The following is a 19,928-nucleotide window of genomic DNA, read 5'->3' as shown; positions in this document are numbered from 1 at the left end:
GCAAGCCGGCTCCTACACCGTATCCCTGTCGTTCACCGATTTGGCGTCCACCAAAGCCCTCTGTAGGAGCTGGCTTGCCAGCGAAAGCGGTCCGCCAGCCAACACCTCTATTGAATGTGCCACCGCCTTCGCCAGCAAGCCGGCTCCTACACCGTATCCCTGTCGTTCACCGATTTGGCATCCACCAAAGCCCTCTGTAGGAGCTGGCTTGCCAGCGAAAGCGGTCTGTCAGCCAACCCCCCTTCTGAATGTGCCACCGTCTTCGCCAGCAAGCCGGCTCCTACAAATCCCCCTTTTTCAAACCGTCCGACCAGAAACTCATCCGAGGGACTTGTGCTTCCGGTATTATGGTATACCATCAGACGCACAGACACCCAAAACCTCCTACGGAGCAGCTCATGAGTTTCGAAATCCGCAAGATCGTCAGCTACGTCGAAGAAACCTTCATCGAAGGCGGCAAGGCCGCTGACAAACCCGTGACCATGGTTGGCCTGGCCGTCGTCATGAAAAACCCTTGGGTGGGCAACGGTTTTGTCGAAGACCTGAAACCACAGATCCGCGAGAACTGCTCCGACCTCGGCGCCATGATGGTCGAGCGTCTGGTCGGCATCATCGGCGGCGCCGAGAAGATCGAAGCGTATGGCAAGGCGGCCGTGGTCGGCGCCGAGGGCGAAATCGAGCACGCCTCCGCCGTCATCCACACCCTGCGCTTCGGCAACCATTACCGCGAAGCGGTGAAAGCCAAGAGCTACCTGAGCTTCACCAACAAGCGCGGCGGCCCGGGTACTTCGATCCAGATTCCGATGATGCACAAGGACGACGAAGGCCTGCGTTCGCACTACATCACCCTGGAAATGCAAATCGAAGATGCACCGCGCGCCGACGAAATCGTCGTGGTCCTGGGTTGCGCCGACGGCGGCCGCCTGCACCCACGCATCGGCAACCGTTACATCGATCTGGAAGAACTGGCGGCCGAAAAAGCCCAGTAATCCCGGTCAGCCTAACTACAACAAAAAGGCATGCAGGAGCGCTCCATGATTCGGCTCACCGCTGAACGTACCCCGGCTGGCACCAGTTACCTGGCGACCGGCCAAGGCCAGCCCGTGGTCTTGATCCACGGCGTGGGCCTGAACAAAGAAATGTGGGGCGGCCAGGTCGTTGGCCTGGCCACTAAATACCGCGTGATCGCCTACGACATGCTCGGCCATGGCGCCAGCCCGCGTCCGGCCAGCGGCACCCCCCTGCTCGGTTATGCCGACCAGTTGCTGGAGCTGCTCGACCACCTGCAGTTGCCCCAGGCGACGGTGATCGGCTTTTCCATGGGCGGGCTGGTGGCGCGGGCGTTTGCCTTGCACTACCCGCAACGCCTGCAAGGCCTGGTGGTGCTCAACAGCGTGTTCAATCGCAGCGCCGAACAGCGTGCCGGCGTCATCGCCCGCACCGCCCAGGCGGCCGAGCACGGCCCGGATGCCAACGCCGAAGCCGCGCTGTCGCGCTGGTTCAGCCGCGAATACCAGGCGGCCAACCCGGCGCAGATCGCCGCCTTGCGCCAAACCCTGGCCGACAATGACCCGCAGGGTTACCTGACCACTTATGAGCTGTTCGCCACCCAGGACATGTACCGCGCCGAGGATCTGGCGAGCATCCAGGTGCCGACCCTGGTCGCCACCGGCGAACTGGATCCGGGCTCGACACCGGAAATGGCCCGGCAACTGGCCGAGCGAATTCCCGGCGCCACGGTTGCCGTGCTCGCCGAGCAGCGGCATATGATGCCGGTAGAATCGCCGCGCCTGGTCAACCAGCTGCTGCTGGAATTTATCGACAACGCGCACGCCCGACAAAACCAGATAAAGGGGATCGTTGCATGACACTCGCCTCCTTCCAGATGTGCATCGGCGGTGAATGGGTCGATGCCCTGTCCGGCAAGACCTTTGAAAGCCTGAACCCGGCCCTGGCCGAACCCTGGGCGCAACTGCCCGATGCCGATGAAGCCGATGTCGAGCGCGCCGTGCAGGCTGCGCAGACCGCCTTCGACAGCCCGGCCTGGCGCGGCCTGACCGCCACCGCTCGCGGCAAGCTGCTGCGGCGCCTGGGCGACCTGATCGCCGAAAACAAGGAACAACTGGCGCAGCTGGAAAGCCGTGACAACGGCAAGCTGATCCGCGAAACCCGCGGCCAGGTCGGCTACCTGCCGGAGTTTTTCCACTACACCGCGGGCCTGGCCGACAAGCTCGAAGGCGGCACCCTGCCCCTGGACAAGCCGGACCTGTTTGCCTACACCGTGCACGAAGCCATGGGCGTGGTCGCCGCGATCATTCCCTGGAACAGCCCGCTGTACCTGACCGCGATCAAACTGGCCCCGGCTTTGGCGGCGGGCAATACCATCGTGATCAAACCGTCCGAGCACGCCTCGGCGACCATTCTGGAGCTGGCGCGCCTGGCACTGGAAGCCGGCATCCCGCCGGGCGTCGTCAACGTGGTCACCGGTTACGGCCCGAGCACCGGCGCCGCCCTCACCCGCCACCCGCTGGTGCGCAAGATCGCCTTCACCGGCGGTGCTGCGACGGCGCGGCATGTGGTGCGCAGCAGTGCCGAAAACTTCGCCAAGCTGTCGCTGGAACTGGGCGGTAAGTCGCCGAACATCATCTTCGCCGACGCCGACCTCGACAGCGCGATCAACGGCGCCATCGCCGGGATCTATGCGGCCTCCGGCCAGAGCTGCGTGTCCGGCTCACGGCTGCTGGTGCAGGACGAGATCTACGATGAATTCGTCGAGCGCCTGGTCGAACGCGCCAAACGCATCCGCATCGGCAACCCCCAGGAAGACAGCAGCGAAATGGGGCCGATGGCCACCGCGCAGCAACTGGCGGTGGTCGAAGGCCTGGTCGCCGACGCCATCGCCGAAGGTGCGCACCTGCGCCTGGGCGGCAAGCGTCCGGAGCATCTTGGCGAAGGCTGGTTCTACGAGCCGACCCTGTTCGAATGCGATAGCAACTCGATGAAGATCATGCAGGAAGAAGTCTTCGGTCCGGTGGCCTCGGTCATTCGCTTCAAAGACGAAGCCGAAGCCCTGGCGATCGCCAACGACTCGCAGTTCGGCCTCGCCGCCGGCATCTGGACCCGCGACCTGGGCCGCGCCCATCGCCTGGCCCGGGACGTGCGCTCCGGGATCATCTGGGTCAACACCTACCGCGCCGTATCGGCCATGGCGCCGATCGGCGGTTTCAAGAACAGCGGCTATGGACGCGAAAGCGGCATCGATTCGGTGCTGGCCTACACCGAGCTCAAGACGGTGTGGATCAACCTTTCCCAGGCTCCCATGCCTGATCCGTTTGTGATGCGCTAGGAGATTTGCGAAATGATCGAACCCGGCATCTACAAAGACGTCATGAGCTCGTTCCCGTCCGGGGTCACGGTGGTCACCACCCTGGACCCGGACGGCGGCATCGTCGGCATCACCGCCAGCGCCTTCAGTGCGCTGTCGATCGATCCGGCACTGGTGCTGTTCTGCCCCAACTACGCCTCTGACACGTACCCGATCCTGCGCGACAGCAAGCAGTTCGCGATCCACCTGCTGTCCGCCGACCAGACCGCCGAAGCCTATGCCTTTGCCAGTAAAGGCAAGGACAAGGCCAAGGCCATCGAGTGGCACCTCAGCGCCCTGGGCAACCCGTTGCTGGGCAAGGCGACGGCGATCATCGAGTGCGAACTGTGGCGCGAATACGACGGCGGTGATCACGCGATCATCGTCGGCGCGGTGAAGAACCTGATCCTGCCCGAGCAGCCGGTGACGCCGATGATCTACCACAAAGGCAAGCTGGGCCCGCTGCCCACGCTGGCCTGAAGGGTCTACACAACCCCCTGTAGGAGCGGGCTTGCCCGCGAAGGCGGTGGGTCAGCCAGCACCTCTGCTGGATGTGCCGCCGTCTTCGCCAGCAAGCCGGCTCCTACAAGGGATCTGCGGTGAGAGGACGATGATGAGTAATGACAAGTACGAACAAGGCCTGAAAATCCGCACCCAGGTGCTGGGCGAGGCCTACGTGAAGCGCTCCATCGAGAACGCTGACGACTTCAACCGCCCGCTCCAGGAAATGGTCACCGAGTACTGCTGGGGCCACGTCTGGGGCCGCGAGGGTTTGTCGCTTAAAGAACGCAGCATGATAAACTTGGCGATGATTTCGGCCCTCAACCGGCCGCACGAACTCAAGCTGCATGTACGCGGCGCCTTGCGTAACGGGCTGAGTCGTGAACAAATACGCGAAATTCTGCTTCAGGTCGGTATTTATTGCGGTGTCCCCGCAGCCGTGGACAGTTTCCGGCTCGCCCGTGAAGCCTTCGCCGAAGCCGATGCCGAGGCCTCCAGTTAACCCTTGGCTGTTGTGATCGAGCACCGCTGATCCACGGATCGCAGTGCTCTTTTTGCATGGACAGCCACATTCAGAGCGGACCCCATGAAACGCCTGCCACTCGACGACAGCTTCAAGGTCAATCGCAACCCCGTTACCCTGCGCGAAATCGTGCTGGATAAACTGCGAAGCGCCATCATGAACTTCCAGCTCCTGCCGGGAGACCGTCTGGTCGAGCGCGATCTGTGCGATCGCCTGGGCGTCAGCCGCACGTCCGTACGCGAAGCCTTGCGTCACCTGGAGTCCGAGGGCCTGGTGGAGTTCGCCGACGCCAAGGGCCCGCGGGTCGCGATCATTACCCTGGCCGACGCCGTCGATATCTATGAGCTGCGTTGCGTGCTCGAAGGCCTGATCGTCCAGCTGTTCACCCTGCGCGCCAAGGCCAAGGACATCAAGGCCCTGGAAAAAGCCCTCGAGGAAAACCGCCAGGCCCTCAAAGAAGGCGAGCTGCAACAGGTCATCGATTCGGTGCAAGGCTTTTATGACGTGCTGCTCGAAGGCTCCGGCAACCATGTCGCGGCGTTGCAATTGCGTCAGTTGCAGGCGCGCATCAGTTACTTGCGCGCGACGTCGGTGTCCCAGGAGAACCGTCGCGGATCAAGCAATCAGGAGATGGAGCGCATGGTCGAGGCGATCAAGAGCGGTGATCCGCTGGCCGCCCACCAGGCGTGCGTCGACCACGTACGCGCCGCCGCTGCCGTGGCCCTGGAATACCTCAAGCGCAAGCAGGAAGAAACCGGGGCGATCCCCGAGATCACCCTGCCGATCGCGCTGAAAGAACCGCGCATAGGTCGCTGATCATGTTCAGCCCGAGCTTTTGTCCAAAGTGCGGCGGCAATGACCTCAAGTCACAGCTGCCGCCGGGCGATACGCACGAGCGCCTGATGTGTCGCGGTTGCGGCTACATCCATTACATCAATCCGAAAATCATTGCCGGCTGCATCATCGAGCAGGATGGCAAGTATTTGCTGTGCCAGCGCGCGATCCCGCCGCGTCCCGGCACCTGGACCCTGCCGGCGGGCTTCATGGAAGGCGGCGAGACCACCGAACAGGCCGCGTTGCGCGAAGTCTGGGAAGAGAGCGGCGTGCGCGCGGAAATTCTCTCGCCCTACTCGATTTTCAGCGTACCGAAGATCAGCGAGGTGTACATCATCTTCCGCGCCATCGCCCTGGAGATTACCGGCCAGTACGGGCCGGAAACCCTCGACTACAAATTCTTCGCGCCTGAGGATATTCCCTGGGACAGCATTTACTACCCGGCGATCCGGCAGATCCTCGAGCGCTATATCGAAGAACGCCAGGCCGGGGTGTATGGCATCTACATCGGCAACGACGATACCGGCAAGATCCACTTCATTCGCTGACGATTTACAGTCGGACACCAGCGCCTACATTCGATCGCGTGGATTTTCGGGATTGAAGGCTGACGCATGACATGTAGGAGCCGGCTTGCCGGCGAAGGCGTCCGTCCAGGCGATAAATGTGTCGACTGACCCACCGCCTTCGCTGGCAAGCCAGCGCCTGCATTCGATCGCGGGGATTTTCGGGATTGAAGGCTGACGCATGACCTGTAGGAGCCGGCTTGCCGGCGAAGGCGTCCGTCCAGGCGATAAATGTGTCGACTGACCCACCGCCTTCGCTGGCAAGCCAGCTCCTACATTCGATCGCGGGGATTTTCGGGATTGAAGGCTGACGCATGACCTGTAGGAGCCGGCTTGCCGGCGAAGGCGTCCGTCCAGGCGATAAATGTGTCGACTGACCCACCGCCTTCGCTGGCAAGCCAGCGCCTACATTCGATCGCGGGGATTTTCGGGATTGAAGGCTGACGCATGACCTGTAGGAGCCGGCTTGTCGGCGAAGGCGTCTGTTCAGGCAATGAATGTGTTGATTGACCCATCGCCTTCGCCGGCAAGCCGGCTCCTACAGGGGCGGTGATCTATCAAATCGGCGCCACGCCCTCGACAATCACAATCTGCGCCCGTGCCACCCCTTCGCGGTGCCGTTTCGCCTCCTGATATGCCTCCGACCGGTAGCAAGCCAGCGCCTGCTCGTAAGAATCAAACTCGATGACCACATTGCGCTGCGCCGCAGGCCCGCCTTCCAGCGCCTCGCACCGCCCGCCCCGGGCCAGCACTCGCCCGCCATACAACGCGAAAGCCGCCGGCGCGCGCTGGGTGTATTGGCTGTATTGGTCAGGATCGGTGACATCTACATGAGCAATCCAGTACGCCTTCATAGTGACCTCTCGGTTAATTTTGTATTATGGTATACCACAAAGCATTTCCATCAAACACCGAGAATCCGCACATGGCCTTCAACAGCATCGAAGAAATCATCGAAGACTACCGCCAAGGCAAAATGGTGCTGCTGGTCGACGACGAAGACCGGGAAAACGAGGGCGACCTGCTGCTGGCCGCCGACTGCTGCACCGCCGAGGCCATCAGCTTCATGGCCCGGGAAGCCCGCGGGCTGATCTGCCTGACCTTGACTGACGACCACTGCCAGCGCCTCGGTCTCGAGCAGATGGTGCCGAGCAACGGCAGCGTGTTCAGCACCGCATTCACCGTGTCCATCGAGGCCGCCGTCGGCGTGACCACCGGCATTTCTGCCGCAGACCGGGCGTGTACAGTCGCCGCCGCCGTCGCCCAGGGGGCGGGACCCGCCGACATCGTGCAACCCGGCCACATCTTCCCCTTGCGCGCCAGGGAAGGTGGCGTGCTGACCCGTGCCGGGCATACCGAAGCCGGTTGCGACCTCGCACGCCTGGCCGGTTTCACCCCGGCCTCGGTGATCGTCGAAGTGATGAACGATGACGGCACCATGGCCCGTCGCCCGGACCTGGAAGTGTTCGCCCGCCGACACGGCATCAAGATCGGGACCATCGCCGACCTGATCCACTACCGCCTCAGCACCGAACACACCGTCGTGCGTATCGGTGAACGTGAATTGCCCACGGTGCATGGCACCTTTCGTCTGATTACCTTTGAGGATCGCATCGAAGGCGGTGTCCACATGGCAATGGTGATGGGTGAATTGCGCCGGGACGAACCGACGCTGGTGCGCGTGCACGTGATCGACCCGCTGCGCGACCTGGTGGGTGCCGAATACAGCGGTCCTTCCAACTGGACATTGTGGGCGGCCTTGCAGCGAGTGGCGGCGGAAGGTCGCGGCGTCGTGGTGGTGCTGGCCAACCATGAATCGTCCCAGGCGCTGCTCGAACGGGTGCCCCAACTCACCCAGCCGCCACGGCAGTTCAGTCGATCGCAATCGCGCATCTATTCTGAAGTAGGAACCGGGGCACAGATTCTGCAAGACCTGGGCGTCGGCAAGCTGCGTCACCTCGGCCCGCCGTTGAAATATGCGGGATTGACCGGCTACGACCTGGAAGTCGTGGAGACCATTCCTTTCGTGCAGGAGCCAGGCTTGCCGGCGAAGACGCCCCTGTAGGAGCCAGGCTTGCCGGCAAAGACGCCCCTGTAGGAGCAAGGCTTGCCGGCGAAGGCATCCGCAAGAACGCCTTCGCCGGCAAGCCTGGCTCCTACAAGTCCTGCATCAAGGCAAGCGTTTCACCGCAAGAAAACCCATTTTGGCTGATAGCCGGTAAGGCAAAGTGCTTGCACAAAGTTTGGAATACCATAATATGATATTCCATAGACCGGACGACCTTACTGGCCAGATGGACCTACTGCTCCCGATAGGCGGGCACTGAAAGCCCCGCTCATAAACACAACAATGAGGGCGTGAAAATGGTGTTGAACAAACGTGCGACCGCAATCCTTTTTGCGGGACTGCTGAGCGTGACCAGCCAGGCGTTATTGGCGGCTCAAAGCATCAACTTCGTCAGTTGGGGCGGCAGCACCCAGGATGCGCAGAAGCAGGCCTGGGCCGATCCGTTCAGCAAGGCCAGCGGCATCACCGTGGTCCAGGACGGCCCCACCGACTACGGCAAACTCAAGGCCATGGTCGAGAGCGGTAACGTGCAGTGGGACGTGGTCGATGTCGAAGCCGACTTCGCCCTGCGCGCTGCTGCCGAAGGCCTGCTCGAACCCCTCGATTTCTCTGTCATCCAGCGCGACAAGATCGACCCGCGTTTTGTCTCCGATCACGGCGTCGGCTCGTTCTTCTTCTCCTTCGTCCTCGGCTACAACGAGGGCAAGCTCGGCGCCAAAAAACCCCAGGACTGGTCTGCGCTGTTCGACACCAAGACCTACCCCGGCAAACGCGCCCTCTACAAATGGCCAAGCCCTGGCGTGCTCGAACTGGCGCTGCTGGCCGATGGCGTAGCCGCCGATAAGCTCTACCCCCTGGACCTGGATCGCGCCTTCAAGAAACTCGACACCATCAAGAAAGACATCGTCTGGTGGGGCGGCGGCGCGCAGTCGCAGCAGTTGCTGGCCTCGGGTGAAGCGAGCATGGGCCAGTTCTGGAACGGCCGGATCCACGCCCTGCAGGAAGACGGCGCGCCGGTAGGCGTGAGCTGGAAGCAGAACCTGGTCATGGCCGACATCCTGGTCATCCCCAAGGGCACGAAGAACAAGGACGCGGCAATGAAGTTCCTGGCCAACGCCAGCAGCGCCAAGGGGCAGGCCGACTTCTCCAACCTGACCGCCTATGCGCCGGTCAACGTCGACAGCGTGGCGCGCCTGGATTCGGTGCTGGCCCCTAACCTGCCGACTGCCTACGCCAAGGATCAGATCACTCTTGACTTCGCGTACTGGGCCAAGAACGGTCCGGCCATCGCGACACGGTGGAACGAATGGCTGGTCAAATGAAAATGACGGCAACCACGTCCCGTCCATCCACCCAGACCGGGGGCGCCCTGGGCGCTGCCGGCCCGGCGTCCGGCAAGGCGGCTGTGATGAACCAATCCCCTTCCCTGGCACAGCGCTGGCGCGGTTCGAGCAACCTGATCCCCGCCCTGCTGTTCCTCGGCCTGTTCTTTCTCGCACCGCTGATCGGCCTGCTGCTGCGGGGCGTGCTGGAACCCGTACCGGGGTTGGGCAACTACGAGCAACTGTTCGCCAACTCGGCATATGCCCGAGTGCTGTTCAACACCTTTTCGGTGGCCGGACTGGTGACCTTGTTCAGCCTGCTGCTCGGCTTTCCACTGGCCTGGGCCATCACGCTGGTACCCAATGGCTGGGGTCGCTGGATCCTCAACATCGTGCTGCTGTCGATGTGGACCAGCCTCCTCGCCCGCACCTACTCCTGGCTGGTGCTGTTGCAGGCGTCCGGGGTGATCAACAAGGCGTTGATGGCAATGGGCATCATCGATCAGCCGCTGGAGATGGTGCATAACCTCACCGGCGTAGTGATCGGCATGAGCTACATCATGATCCCGTTCATCGTGCTGCCGTTGCAGGCGACCATGCAGGCCATCGACCCGATGATCCTGCAGGCCGGTTCGATCTGCGGCGCCAGCCCCTGGACCAACTTCTTCCGGGTGTTCCTGCCACTGTGCCGGCCGGGGCTGTTTTCCGGCGGCCTGATGGTGTTCGTGATGTCCCTCGGTTACTACGTCACCCCGGCCCTGCTGGGCGGCGCGCAGAACATGATGCTGCCCGAGTTCATCATTCAGCAGGTGCAGTCGTTCCTCAACTGGGGCCTGGCCAGCGCCGGCGCCGCGTTGCTGATCGTCATTACGCTGGTGCTGTTCTACTTCTACCTGAAGCTCCAGCCGGAATCCCCGGTCGGCGCCAGCAACGCGAGGTAAGCCGTCATGCTCCTGACCCCCAATGCCATGAGCCGGCGCATGCGCTTCGGCCTGTACTTCACCACCGGGCTGATCGCGCTGTTCCTGCTGTTGCCGATCGTGTTCATCGTGCTGCTGTCCTTCGGCTCTTCCCAGTGGCTGGTGTTCCCGCCACCGGGCTGGACCCTGAAATGGTACGGCCAGTTCTTCTCCAACCCCGACTGGATGAACGCAGCGGTGGCCAGCCTCAATGTCGCGGTACTGACCACGATCTGCGCCGTCGCCCTGGGCTTGCCGACCGCTTTCGCCCTGGTGCGCGGGCGCTTCCCCGGGCGGGAAATGCTCTACGGCCTGTTCACCTTGCCGATGATCGTGCCGCTGGTGATCATCGCCGTGGCGGTGTACGCGCTGTTCCTGAAACTGGGTTACACCGGGACCATGTTCGCCTTCGTGGTCAGCCACGTGATCGTCGCGCTGCCGTTCACCATCATCTCGATCATCAATTCGCTGAAGCTGTTCGATCAGTCGATCGAGGATGCCGCGGTGATCTGCGGAGCCTCGCGCCTGCAAGCGGTGTTCAAGGTGACCTTCCCGGCGATTCGCCCGGGCATGGTCGCCGGCGCCCTGTTCGCCTTCCTCGTGTCCTGGGATGAAGTGGTGCTGAGCGTGATGATGGCCAGCCCGACCCTGCAAACCCTTCCCGTGAAAATGTGGACCACCCTGCGCCAGGACCTGACGCCTGTGATCGCCGTCGCTTCGACGCTGCTGATCGGCCTCTCGATATTGGTCATGGTCATCGCCACCGCCGTTCGCCGGCGCAACCCAATCAGCGCCTGAGCGCCCAGGAGTACGACATGAGTGCAGTGATCAAAGATTCCGCGCAGCAAAATGACACGCCCCTGGTCAGCCTGCGTAACCTGAACAAATACTACGGCGACTTTGCCGCCGTGGACGACATCTCGCTGGACATCAAGGACGGTGAATTCCTCACGTTCCTGGGCTCCAGCGGCTCCGGCAAAAGCACCACCCTGTCGATGCTCGCCGGCTTCGAAACCCCGAGCAGCGGCGAGATCCTGGTCAACGGCCAGTCGCTGGTCAACGTGCCGCCGCACAAGCGCGACATCGGCATGGTGTTCCAGCGTTACTCGCTGTTCCCGCACCTGTCGGTACGCGACAACATTGCGTTCCCCCTGGCGATTCGCAAACTGGCCACTGCCGAGCGCGAACGTCGGGTCGATGCCATGCTCAAGCTGGTGCAGCTGGAACAATTTGCCCATCGCCGCCCTTCGCAACTCTCCGGCGGCCAGCAACAGCGCGTCGCCATCGCCCGGGCGCTGGTCTATGAGCCACGCATTCTGCTGATGGACGAACCCCTCGGTGCCCTCGACAAAAAACTGCGCGAAGACTTGCAGGACGAACTGCGCCAACTGCATCGGCGCCTTGGCATCACTATCGTCTACGTGACCCACGACCAGGAAGAAGCCATGCGCCTGTCCCAGCGCATTGCGATTTTCAGCCATGGCAAGATCGTCGGTTTGGGCAGCGGTTTCGACCTGTACCAGAATCCGCCGAATGCGTTTGTGGCTTCGTTCCTGGGGAATTCGAACTTCCTCAAGCTCAAGGCCCAGGGCAATGCGGTGGCGACGTTTGAAGGTCAGTCGTTGTCGATTCGCCTGACCGCCGGGCTGCAAACCGATCAGGATGTGCTGTTGATGGTGCGTCCGGAGAAGGCCCTGGCATTGAGTGTCGAGCAAGCGGCTGTCGAACCCTTGGCGGCCGGCTGGAATGAAGTCTCGGCCAAGGTTGTGGAGGTGTTGTTCCTGGGTGAGAGCCAGACGTGCAGCGTGGTGACGTCGGGCGGGACTTCGATGACGGTCAAGGCGCTGTCGGCGGCGGGCATGCCGCTCAAGGCGGGTGATCCGGTGCGTGTGCGTTGGGCTACTGCGGATGCTTGTGTGTATACCGAGTGGGCTGAGAGCGATTTGAACAAGGCTGCCGGGGCTCATTGATTGGTTGCTGGCCCATGCCGGTGGGCCAGCAGTTACGTGTCACCCTCGGGTCGCCGCAACGTCGGGTTGCGGCGGCCTTTTTTTTTGCTTTTTGATTAGGGGGCATATCCGTTTGTTCGGTTACGGCCACTGGCGGTTCCGCCCTTACGGCGGGTCACTTTGAAAAGCGCAAAGTAACCAAACGCTCCTGCCCCTTTCGTTCGGTGCCTCGCTAATGCTCGGCATGCCCTCGCTCCGGTCCTGCTCCGTGGGTCCGCCGCGATCGGCCATCCATGGCCGTGCGCGGCTAACCCGGCATCCATGCCGGGTTGCCCACTGCGCAGAACCTCCACTCGGCCTCTCGATGGCGCGGTGCATCAAGATCAAAAGCTGCAGGCGAGCTAACGCTCGGCCTGTTGAGTGGTGAAGAGCGAAGCGATACGCCGGATTCGGGATTTGTGTGGGTTTGAAGGCTGGCCGCAAGACCTGTAGGAGCTGGGTTGTCGGATCGCCGCACCGCAGCGAATGCGGTGGGTCAGGAAACTTTTTTTCGTCTGGAAGGACGCCTTCGCTGGCAAGCCAGCTCCTACAAGGGATCGGTGCCTGGCTCAGGATTTAAGGCTGGCGCAAGACCCTGTAGGAGCTGGCTTGCCAGCGAAAGCGGTGGATCAGGCAACATTTTTTCGTCTGGAAGGACGCCTTCGCTGGCAAGCCAGCTCCTACCAAGGATCGGTGCCAGGCTCGGGATTGAAGGCTGGCCCAAGACCTGTAGGAGCTGGCTTGCCAGCGAATGCGGTGGGTCAGGCAACATTTTTTCGTCTGGAAGAACGCCTTCGCTGGCAAGCCAGCTCCTACCAGAGATCGGTGCCAAGATCGGGATTGTAGGCTGGTGCAAGACCTGTAGGAGCTGGCTTGCCAGCGAAAGCGGTGGATCAGGCAACATTTTTTCGTCTGGAAGGACGCCTTCGCTGGCAAGCCAGCTCCTACCAAGGATCGGTGCCAGGCTCGGGATTGAAGGCTGGCCCAAGACCTGTAGGAGCTGGCTTGCCAGCGAATGCGGTGGGTCAGGCAACATTTTTTCGTCTGGAAGAACGCCTTCGCTGGCAAGCCAGCTCCTACCAGAGATCGGTGCCAAGATCGGGATTGTAGGCTGGTGCAAGACCTGTAGGAGCTGGCTTGCCAGCGAAAGCGGTGGATCAGGCAACATTTTTTCGTCTGGAAGGACGCCTTCGCTGGCAAGCCAGCTCCTACCAAGGATCGGTGCCAGGCTCGGGATTGAAGGCTGGCCCAAGACCTGTAGGAGCTGGCTTGCCAGCGAATGCGGTGGGTCAGGCAACATTTTTTCGTCTGGAAGAACGCCTTCGCTGGCAAGCCAGCGCCTACCAGAGATCGGTGCCAAGATCGGGATTGTAGGCTGGTGCAAGACCTGTAGGAGCTGGCTTGCCAGCGAAATCGGTGGGTCAGGCAACATTTTTTTCGTCTGGAAGAACGCCTTCGCTGGCAAGCCAGCGCCTACCGGGGATTGGTGTGCGCCCGCTTCTCACCACTCAACAGGTCGAGCGTTAGCTCGCCTGCAGCTCTTGATCTTGACGCACCGCGCCATCGAGAGGCCGAGTGGAGGTTCTGCGCAGTGGGCAACCCGGCATGGATGCCGGGTTAGCCGCCCCCGGCCATGGATGGCCGATGGCGGCGGGCCCACGGAGCAGGACCGAAGCGAGGGCATGCCGAGCATTAGCGAGGCACCGAACGAAAGGGGCAAGAGCCCTTGGTTACTTGGGGCTTTTCCAAGTGACCCGCCGTAAGGGCGGAACCCTAAGTCGCCGTGACCGAAGAAACGGATATGTACTCGGTCAAAAAAATCATAGGTCGGCCACCAGACTGCCGTCGCCGGCAAGCCGGTCTCGCACCCAAAATAGGTCCGGGGCACGCTTCGATCAGTCGGTATAACCGAGTCTGGCGGCCTTGAGATCTTGCGCCTGCCCACGCGTCGCCAGGCAGTAGTACAGCGGACAAGTCACCACCAACCCCACCAGCCACGACAAGTCAGCCCCTTCGATCAAATTGGCATAGGGCCCGACATACAACGAGGTATTGGCAAACGGCAATTGCACGATAATCCCGATGAAATACGCGACAATCGCATGCAGATTGAACCGCCCGTAAATCCCGCCATCCGCCCGGAAGATCGAGGCGATATCGTAGCTGCCGCGCTTGATCAGGTAGAAATCGATCAGGTTGATCGAAGCCCAAGGCACCAGCACCAACAGCAGCGCCAGAATCAAACCGATGAACTGCGAAATGAAGTCCGCCGAAGCGCCCAGCGCCACCACGCAGCAGCCCGCCAGCACCACGCTCGACAACACCACCCGCACCTTGATGCTCGGCGTCCACTGGCTGGCGAAGGTCTGGATCGACGTGATGATCGACAGCACCGCGCCATACAGATTCAAGGCGTTGTGGCTGATGATATTGAGCAAAAACAGCACCATCAGAATCGGCCCCAACCAGCCGGTGGACTGCTTGACCGCCGCCATCGCCTCGGTGCCCTCCGGAGTCGCCAGCACCGCCACCGCACCAAAGGTAAACGACAGAATGGTGCCCAGGGTCGCGCCCAGGTAAGTGGCCCAGAACGGTTTGGCAATGCCGATATCCGCCGGCAGGTAACGCGAGTAGTCCGACACATAAGGCGAGAAGCTGATCTGCCAGATGATCCCCAGCGACACCGTCGCCAGCCAGCCGGACAGGTTGAAACCGCCGCGACTGAAGAAGTCCGCCGGCAGGTCATGGGCGAAGATGTAGAGGAACCCGGCCAGCAAGGCGCTGCCCATGACCCAGGTGCCGATGCGGTTGAGGATGTGGATGAAGCGGTAGCCGATCACCCCGATCGCCGTGGCGCTCAAGGCGCCGATAAGGATGCTCGCCGGTACCGGGACCGACGGCGCGATGCCGACGATCGACTTGCCGGCCAGCACGATGTTGGAGATGAAAAACCCGATGTAGATCAGCGCCGCGAAGAACACGATCAGCAGTGCGCCATAACGACCGAACTGGCCGCGGCTCTGCACCATCTGCGGAATCCCCATGCGCGGGCCTTGGGCCGACGCCAGGGCGATCACCAGGCCGCCGATCATATGGCCCAGCGCAATCGCCAGCAGCCCCCACAACAGATCAAGGTGAAACACCTGAACCACCATGGCGCCGGTGACAATGGGCAGCGGTGCAATGTTGGTGCTGAACCATAGCGTGAATAGATCGCGGGCCTTCCCGTGGCGCTCAGCGAGTGGGACGTAATCGACCGTGTGATTCTCGATCAGGGGGTCTTGCCGGGACGTCTGGGACATATGAATGAACTCGAGTTTGTCTGATCTTATAGTTGTACGAAGCCAAACCGGGGGAGCTCTACGGCCACCCCTCAGATGCCGACCATATTATGGTATTCCAAACTTTGTACAAGGCTGATCCGCACTTTTATCGGGCATCTGATGTGCAATTCTGATGGATGACCGCAAGCGCTGTCTGGCGAAAAGGCCCGTATTTGCTGGCTTTAGCACCTGACGTTCACGTTTATCGGCTCATGGAAAAAGCCCTTGCAAACTATGTATTACGGTATACCATCAGACCTACAAACACATAAAAACCCGCACCACACCGCCTGAGGACCGTCCCATGATCGATGCCGCCATCTACAAACAAGTGATGGGTTCGTTTCCGTCCGGCGTGACCGTGATCACCACGCTCGATGACGACGGCCAGATCGTCGGCCTGACCGCCAGCGCCTTCAGTTCGCTGTCCATGGACCCGGCCCTGGTGCTGTTCTGCCCCAACTACAGTTCCGATTCCTACCCCGTGCTGATCAAGAACAAACGCTTTGCCATTCACGTCCTGTCCGGCGGCCAGCAGAGCGAAGCCTATGCCTTCGCGCGCAAAGGCAAGGACAAGGCCCAGGGCATCGAATGGACCTTGAGCGAGCTGGGCAACCCGATTCTGGCTAACGCCACGGCGGTCATCGAGTGCGAACTGTGGCGCGAATATGAAGGCGGCGACCACGCGATCATGGTCGGCGCGGTGAAGAACCTGATAGTGCCGCAGCACAACGCCGGGCCACTGGTGTATTGCCACGGCAAGATGGGCGCCCTGCCCGTTCTGGCCTGATCTGCGATGTCCGTGAAATAAGCGCATACCTTGTGGGAGCGGCGGTGCGGCGGTCCGACTTGCTCGCGAAGAGGCCTGCATATTCGGCATCAATGTCCGCAGGCATACCGCCTTCGCGAGCAAGCCCGCTCCCACAGGGCCGTCGCAAACAGAAATATTTTGCGAGCATCTCGTATTATGGTATACCAATAACCAACAGGCCCGCAGTCGACCGGCCGACAACAAAAGATCCGAGGTAAGCGTCATGAAGTTTTCCCTGTTCGTGCACATGGAACGTTGGGACGAAAGCGTCAGCCACCGTCAGCTGTTCGAAGACTTGACCGAACTGACCCTGATGGCCGAGGCCGGTGGTTTCAGCACCGTCTGGATCGGCGAACACCACGCCATGGAATACACCATCTCGCCGAGCCCGATGCCGTTGCTGGCCTACCTGGCCGCCAAGACCACCACCATTCACCTGGGCGCCGGCACTATCATCGCGCCGTTCTGGCACCCGCTGCGGGTCGCCGGCGAATGCGCCCTGCTCGACGTGATCAGTAACGGGCGCATGGAAGTCGGCCTGGCCCGCGGCGCCTACCAGGTGGAGTTCGACCGCATGGCCGGCGGCATGCCGGCGTCCTCCGGTGGTCAGGCCCTGCGGGAAATGGTTCCGGTGGTTCGCGCGTTGTGGCAAGGCGATTACGCCCATGATGGCGATATCTGGAAATTCCCGACGTCCACCAGCGTGCCCAAGCCGATCCAGCAGCCCAACCCGCCGATGTGGATCGCCGCCCGCGACCCGGATTCGCACAACTTCGCGGTAGCCAACGGCTGCAACGTCATGGTCACGCCGCTGATGAAGGGCGACGAAGAAGTCCTCGACCTGAAGAACAAGTTCCAGGCGGCCCTGGACAACAACCCGGCCGTGCCGCGCCCGCAATTGATGGTGCTGCGTCACACCCACGTCCACGCGGTCGACGATCCCGAGGGCTGGAAAGTCGGGGCCAAGGCCATCTCCCGTTTCTACCGCACCTTCGACGCCTGGTTCGGCAACAAGACGACGCCGGTCAACGGCTTCCTGGAACCGAGCCCGGAAGAGAAGTTCGCCGAGCGTCCGGAGTTCCAGCTGGACAGCCTGCACAGGACCGCGATGATCGGCACCCCGGAAGAAATCATCCCTCGCATCAAGTACTACCAGGAACTGGGGGTCGACGAGTTCAGCTTCTGGTGCGATAACAGCCTGCCCCACGCGGAAAAGAAAAAATCCCTGGAGCTGTTCATCAAACACGTGGTCCCGGCGTTCCGCTGAGTCCAGCCACCGGCCCCCTGGACGCGAAGCCAGGGGGTTGATTGACGTGCAGGGTCGATTCCGATGCTCAATGGTCGTCTCCCATCACTCACCCTTTCCCCCGGCGCCGAGCAGGCTTACCTGCGTGGCGAATGGACCGCTTCGCATATCCACCTCAAGCGCCTGCGCGCCAGCGTCTCCGCCAAACAGAACGGTTTCTGGCAAATAGTTCACTGAGCTCACCCGAACTGGAATTGACGCACCCACGCCTCGTCATCACGAGGCGTGCCCGGTGCATTGTGCTTCGACCCATGATCAGGTTTGCTCAATGAACAATAACAACGCGCTGTTGATCATCGACATGCAGCAAGAGGACGGCTTCGTCCTGGAAAATCTCGACACGGTGGTGACCCATACCGCCGCCCTGCTCGAGTCCGCCCGCCTCCGGCAGGTCCCTGTCGTCTATACCCGCCACATCAATCAGGCCGACGGCAGTGATTTGCCCCGCGGCGAACCACGAGGGGCCGACGGCGGCCCGAGCAGCTATCGCGCCGGCACCCGGCAAGTGGAAATCATCGAGCGCCTGGCACCGCAACCCGATGAGCTCGTGGTCGACAAGGGCCGTTACAGCGCCTTCCACCGCACTGACCTGGATAACCGACTCAAGGCGCTCGGGGTCGACACCCTGATCGTCTGCGGTGTGTTGACCGATGTCTGTGTACTCGGCACGGTGTTCGATGCTTTTGCCCTGGGTTATCACATTCGCCTGGTCAGCGACGCCTGCACCACGACCACGCTGGCCGGACACTATTCGGCACTGTTGATCATGGCCAACTGGGTCTACGCTCTGGAAATCCTCACCGGTGCGCAATGCCTGCGCGCCCTCGAAGGTGAAGACTACTTGAGCCTGGTCCCCGGGCAGCCGGATGAATTCGCCTACCAGCCCCACGAACTGGAAAGCACCATCGCCCGTTTGCAAACCCGTCTCGTCCGGACTCAGGAGTGATCGCCATGCAAGTCGAAAAACGCAGCATCGATTTCATTCCCGAGGCCGAGCGCCACGGGCAACCCGGTTCGCTGTTCTTCATCTGGTTCGGCGCCAACATGAACATCACCACCATCGCTTCCGGTGTATTGCCAGTGGTCATGGGGCTGAACCTGTTCTGGAGTGCGCTGGCGATAATTGTCGGCTCGCTCGTGGGCGCCATTTTCATGGCCTCCCACTCCGCCCAGGGACCGAAGCTCGGCATTCCGCAAATGATCCAGAGCCGGGCGCAATTCGGTGTGCTGGGGGCGGTGTTGCCGCTGCTGTTCGTCATGCTCATCTACCTGGGCTTCTTCGTCAGCAACACCTTGCTCGCCGCCCAGGCCCTGGAGTCCGTCAGCCCGCTGCCGGCCACCGGTAATATCTACCTGATCGGTGCGCTGTGCTTCGTCGTCGCGCTCTTCGGTTATCGCCTGATCCATCGCCTGCAGAAGCTGTTGTCGCTGCTTTCACTGTTGGTGTTCGTCGCTGCCACGCTGCTCGCGTTGCAACTGCCGATCCCCGCCGAACAATGGCTGCCAACGGGCTTCTCGTTGTCGAAGTTCCTGGTGGCGGTGAGCATTGCCGTGACCTGGCAACTGTCCTATGCGCCTTATGTGGCCGACTATTCGCGCTACCTGCCGAGCAGCACGCCGACCGCCAGGGTGTTCTGGTACAGCTATGCCGGCACGGTCAGCGGCGGTGCATGGATGATGATTCTGGGGGCGATGCTCAGCGTCGGCATTGCCGATTTCTCCAGTAACGTCGGCAGTCATGTCGCCGGATTGTTTGGCAGCGGCGCGCTGTTGCTGTTCGTCTTCATCCTTTATGGCCAGGTGTCGATCAACGTCTTCAACCTGTATGGCGCCTTCATGTCGACCATCACCGTGATCGAACCCTTTGCCCGGCTCAAGGTGACGCCGCGGGTGCGCGGCCTGTTCATGCTGGTGATCAGCCTGGTGGCCACAGCGCTGTGCACCATCAGCCAGGACGACTTCATCAACTTCTTTCTCAACTTCATTTTCTTCATGAGCTACTTCCTGATCCCCTGGACGGCGATCAATCTGGTGGACTACTACTGCCTGCGCAAAGGCCAGTACCGGATCGCCGATATCTTCGACCTGGACGGGATCTACGGGCGCGTCAACTGGATTGCCTGCGGCAGTTTCCTGCTGGCGATCGCCGTGGAAATCCCGTTCATGAACACCACGTTCTATGTAGGTCCCGTCGCTACTGCGCTGGACGGCGTGGACCTGGCCTGGCTCGTCGGGCTGCTGGTGCCAGCGTTCAGCTATTACGGGCTGATGAAACTCGGCAAGCGCGCCCAGGGGGTCGGGGAACTGTCTTGATCAACGGCTGAAAAAAGTCAGGCGGCCGGGTCGCAAACGCACCGACCGGC

Annotated in this window: 20 protein-coding genes; 17 read left to right on the top strand and 3 right to left on the bottom strand. The window is 61.6% G+C overall.

Going from position 1 to position 19,928, the window contains the following annotated elements:
• Positions 1-398: 398 nt before the first annotated feature.
• The 7 genes from F8N96_RS01675 to F8N96_RS01645 all read left to right on the top strand — a co-directional run bounded on the left by F8N96_RS01675 (position 399) and on the right by F8N96_RS01645 (position 5,770).
• Positions 399-989, top strand: a complete 591-nt coding sequence (locus F8N96_RS01675; RefSeq protein WP_150796294.1) for an amino acid synthesis family protein — start codon at positions 399-401, stop codon at positions 987-989.
• A gap of 45 nt (positions 990-1,034) precedes the next feature.
• Positions 1,035-1,868: an alpha/beta fold hydrolase gene (locus tag F8N96_RS01670; RefSeq protein WP_150764565.1), complete on the top strand. Its 834-nt coding sequence runs from the start codon at positions 1,035-1,037 to the stop codon at positions 1,866-1,868.
• Complete coding sequence (locus tag F8N96_RS01665) at positions 1,865-3,346, top strand: aldehyde dehydrogenase (protein WP_150764564.1); 1,482 nt, start codon at positions 1,865-1,867, stop codon at positions 3,344-3,346. The genes F8N96_RS01670 and F8N96_RS01665 overlap by 4 nt, the downstream gene beginning before the upstream one ends.
• Positions 3,347-3,358: 12 nt before the next feature.
• Complete coding sequence (locus F8N96_RS01660; protein ID WP_064677220.1) at positions 3,359-3,844, top strand: flavin reductase family protein; 486 nt, start codon at positions 3,359-3,361, stop codon at positions 3,842-3,844.
• 133 nt (positions 3,845-3,977) lie between these two features.
• Positions 3,978-4,367, top strand: a complete 390-nt coding sequence (locus tag F8N96_RS01655; protein WP_150796293.1) for a carboxymuconolactone decarboxylase family protein — start codon at positions 3,978-3,980, stop codon at positions 4,365-4,367.
• Positions 4,368-4,451: 84 nt separating this feature from the next.
• Entirely contained in the window at positions 4,452-5,204 is a 753-nt protein-coding gene (locus F8N96_RS01650) for a GntR family transcriptional regulator (RefSeq protein WP_150796292.1), read from the top strand.
• Between the two features lie 2 nt (positions 5,205-5,206).
• Complete coding sequence (locus F8N96_RS01645; RefSeq protein WP_150744358.1) at positions 5,207-5,770, top strand: NUDIX hydrolase; 564 nt, start codon at positions 5,207-5,209, stop codon at positions 5,768-5,770.
• A gap of 575 nt (positions 5,771-6,345) precedes the next feature.
• On the opposite strand, the gene F8N96_RS01640 is transcribed toward F8N96_RS01645, so the two are convergent.
• Positions 6,346-6,642 (bottom strand): DUF1330 domain-containing protein, encoded by a 297-nt coding sequence (locus F8N96_RS01640; protein WP_150796291.1) that lies wholly within the window; start codon positions 6,640-6,642, stop codon positions 6,346-6,348.
• 71 nt (positions 6,643-6,713) lie between these two features.
• On the opposite strand from F8N96_RS01640, the gene ribBA reads away from it, so the two are divergent.
• The 5 genes from ribBA to F8N96_RS01615 all read left to right on the top strand — a co-directional run bounded on the left by ribBA (position 6,714) and on the right by F8N96_RS01615 (position 12,107).
• Complete coding sequence (gene ribBA / locus F8N96_RS01635; protein ID WP_150796290.1) at positions 6,714-7,853, top strand: bifunctional 3,4-dihydroxy-2-butanone-4-phosphate synthase/GTP cyclohydrolase II; 1,140 nt, start codon at positions 6,714-6,716, stop codon at positions 7,851-7,853.
• Positions 7,854-8,152: 299 nt separating this feature from the next.
• Positions 8,153-9,178 carry an ABC transporter substrate-binding protein gene (locus F8N96_RS01630; RefSeq protein ID WP_150796289.1) on the top strand — a complete coding sequence of 342 codons (1,026 nt, stop codon included), beginning with the start codon at positions 8,153-8,155 and terminating at the stop codon, positions 9,176-9,178.
• Positions 9,175-10,119 carry an ABC transporter permease gene (locus F8N96_RS01625; protein WP_191630705.1) on the top strand — a complete coding sequence of 315 codons (945 nt, stop codon included), beginning with the start codon at positions 9,175-9,177 and terminating at the stop codon, positions 10,117-10,119. The genes F8N96_RS01630 and F8N96_RS01625 overlap by 4 nt, the downstream gene beginning before the upstream one ends.
• Before the next feature lie 6 nt (positions 10,120-10,125).
• Positions 10,126-10,935 (top strand): ABC transporter permease, encoded by an 810-nt coding sequence (locus F8N96_RS01620; protein WP_150796287.1) that lies wholly within the window; start codon positions 10,126-10,128, stop codon positions 10,933-10,935.
• A 17-nt stretch (positions 10,936-10,952) separates the two neighbouring features.
• The gene (locus F8N96_RS01615) at positions 10,953-12,107 is read left to right on the top strand and encodes an ABC transporter ATP-binding protein (protein WP_150796286.1); all 1,155 of its coding nucleotides are present in this window, start codon (positions 10,953-10,955) and stop codon (positions 12,105-12,107) included.
• A 565-nt stretch (positions 12,108-12,672) separates the two neighbouring features.
• On the opposite strand, the gene F8N96_RS01610 is transcribed toward F8N96_RS01615, so the two are convergent.
• Both F8N96_RS01610 and F8N96_RS01605 read right to left on the bottom strand, forming a co-directional pair.
• Complete coding sequence (locus F8N96_RS01610) at positions 12,673-13,590, bottom strand: hypothetical protein (RefSeq protein WP_150796285.1); 918 nt, start codon at positions 13,588-13,590, stop codon at positions 12,673-12,675.
• 430 nt (positions 13,591-14,020) lie between these two features.
• Positions 14,021-15,427, bottom strand: a complete 1,407-nt coding sequence (locus F8N96_RS01605; RefSeq protein ID WP_150796284.1) for a purine-cytosine permease family protein — start codon at positions 15,425-15,427, stop codon at positions 14,021-14,023.
• Positions 15,428-15,752: 325 nt separating this feature from the next.
• On the opposite strand from F8N96_RS01605, the gene F8N96_RS01600 reads away from it, so the two are divergent.
• From F8N96_RS01600 to F8N96_RS01585, 5 genes are all read left to right on the top strand, one after another.
• A complete protein-coding gene (locus tag F8N96_RS01600) occupies positions 15,753-16,238 on the top strand; it encodes a flavin reductase family protein (protein ID WP_128872071.1) in 486 nt (161 codons plus the stop codon).
• 244 nt (positions 16,239-16,482) lie between these two features.
• Positions 16,483-17,526, top strand: a complete 1,044-nt coding sequence (locus F8N96_RS01595; RefSeq protein WP_150796283.1) for an LLM class flavin-dependent oxidoreductase — start codon at positions 16,483-16,485, stop codon at positions 17,524-17,526.
• Between the two features lie 63 nt (positions 17,527-17,589).
• Positions 17,590-17,742: a hypothetical protein gene (locus tag F8N96_RS34975; protein ID WP_167355118.1), complete on the top strand. Its 153-nt coding sequence runs from the start codon at positions 17,590-17,592 to the stop codon at positions 17,740-17,742.
• Between the two features lie 91 nt (positions 17,743-17,833).
• Complete coding sequence (locus tag F8N96_RS01590; RefSeq protein WP_150796282.1) at positions 17,834-18,511, top strand: isochorismatase family cysteine hydrolase; 678 nt, start codon at positions 17,834-17,836, stop codon at positions 18,509-18,511.
• Positions 18,512-18,516: 5 nt separating this feature from the next.
• A complete protein-coding gene (locus F8N96_RS01585; RefSeq protein WP_150796281.1) occupies positions 18,517-19,878 on the top strand; it encodes a purine-cytosine permease family protein in 1,362 nt (453 codons plus the stop codon).
• Positions 19,879-19,928: the final 50 nt, after the last annotated feature.

The organism is Pseudomonas fluorescens, from assembly GCF_902497855.1.
GTDB lineage: Bacteria > Pseudomonadota > Gammaproteobacteria > Pseudomonadales > Pseudomonadaceae > Aquipseudomonas > Aquipseudomonas fluorescens_BI.
Note: the sequence above shows the minus strand (reverse complement) of the source record. Positions and strands in the feature narration are given on the sequence as shown.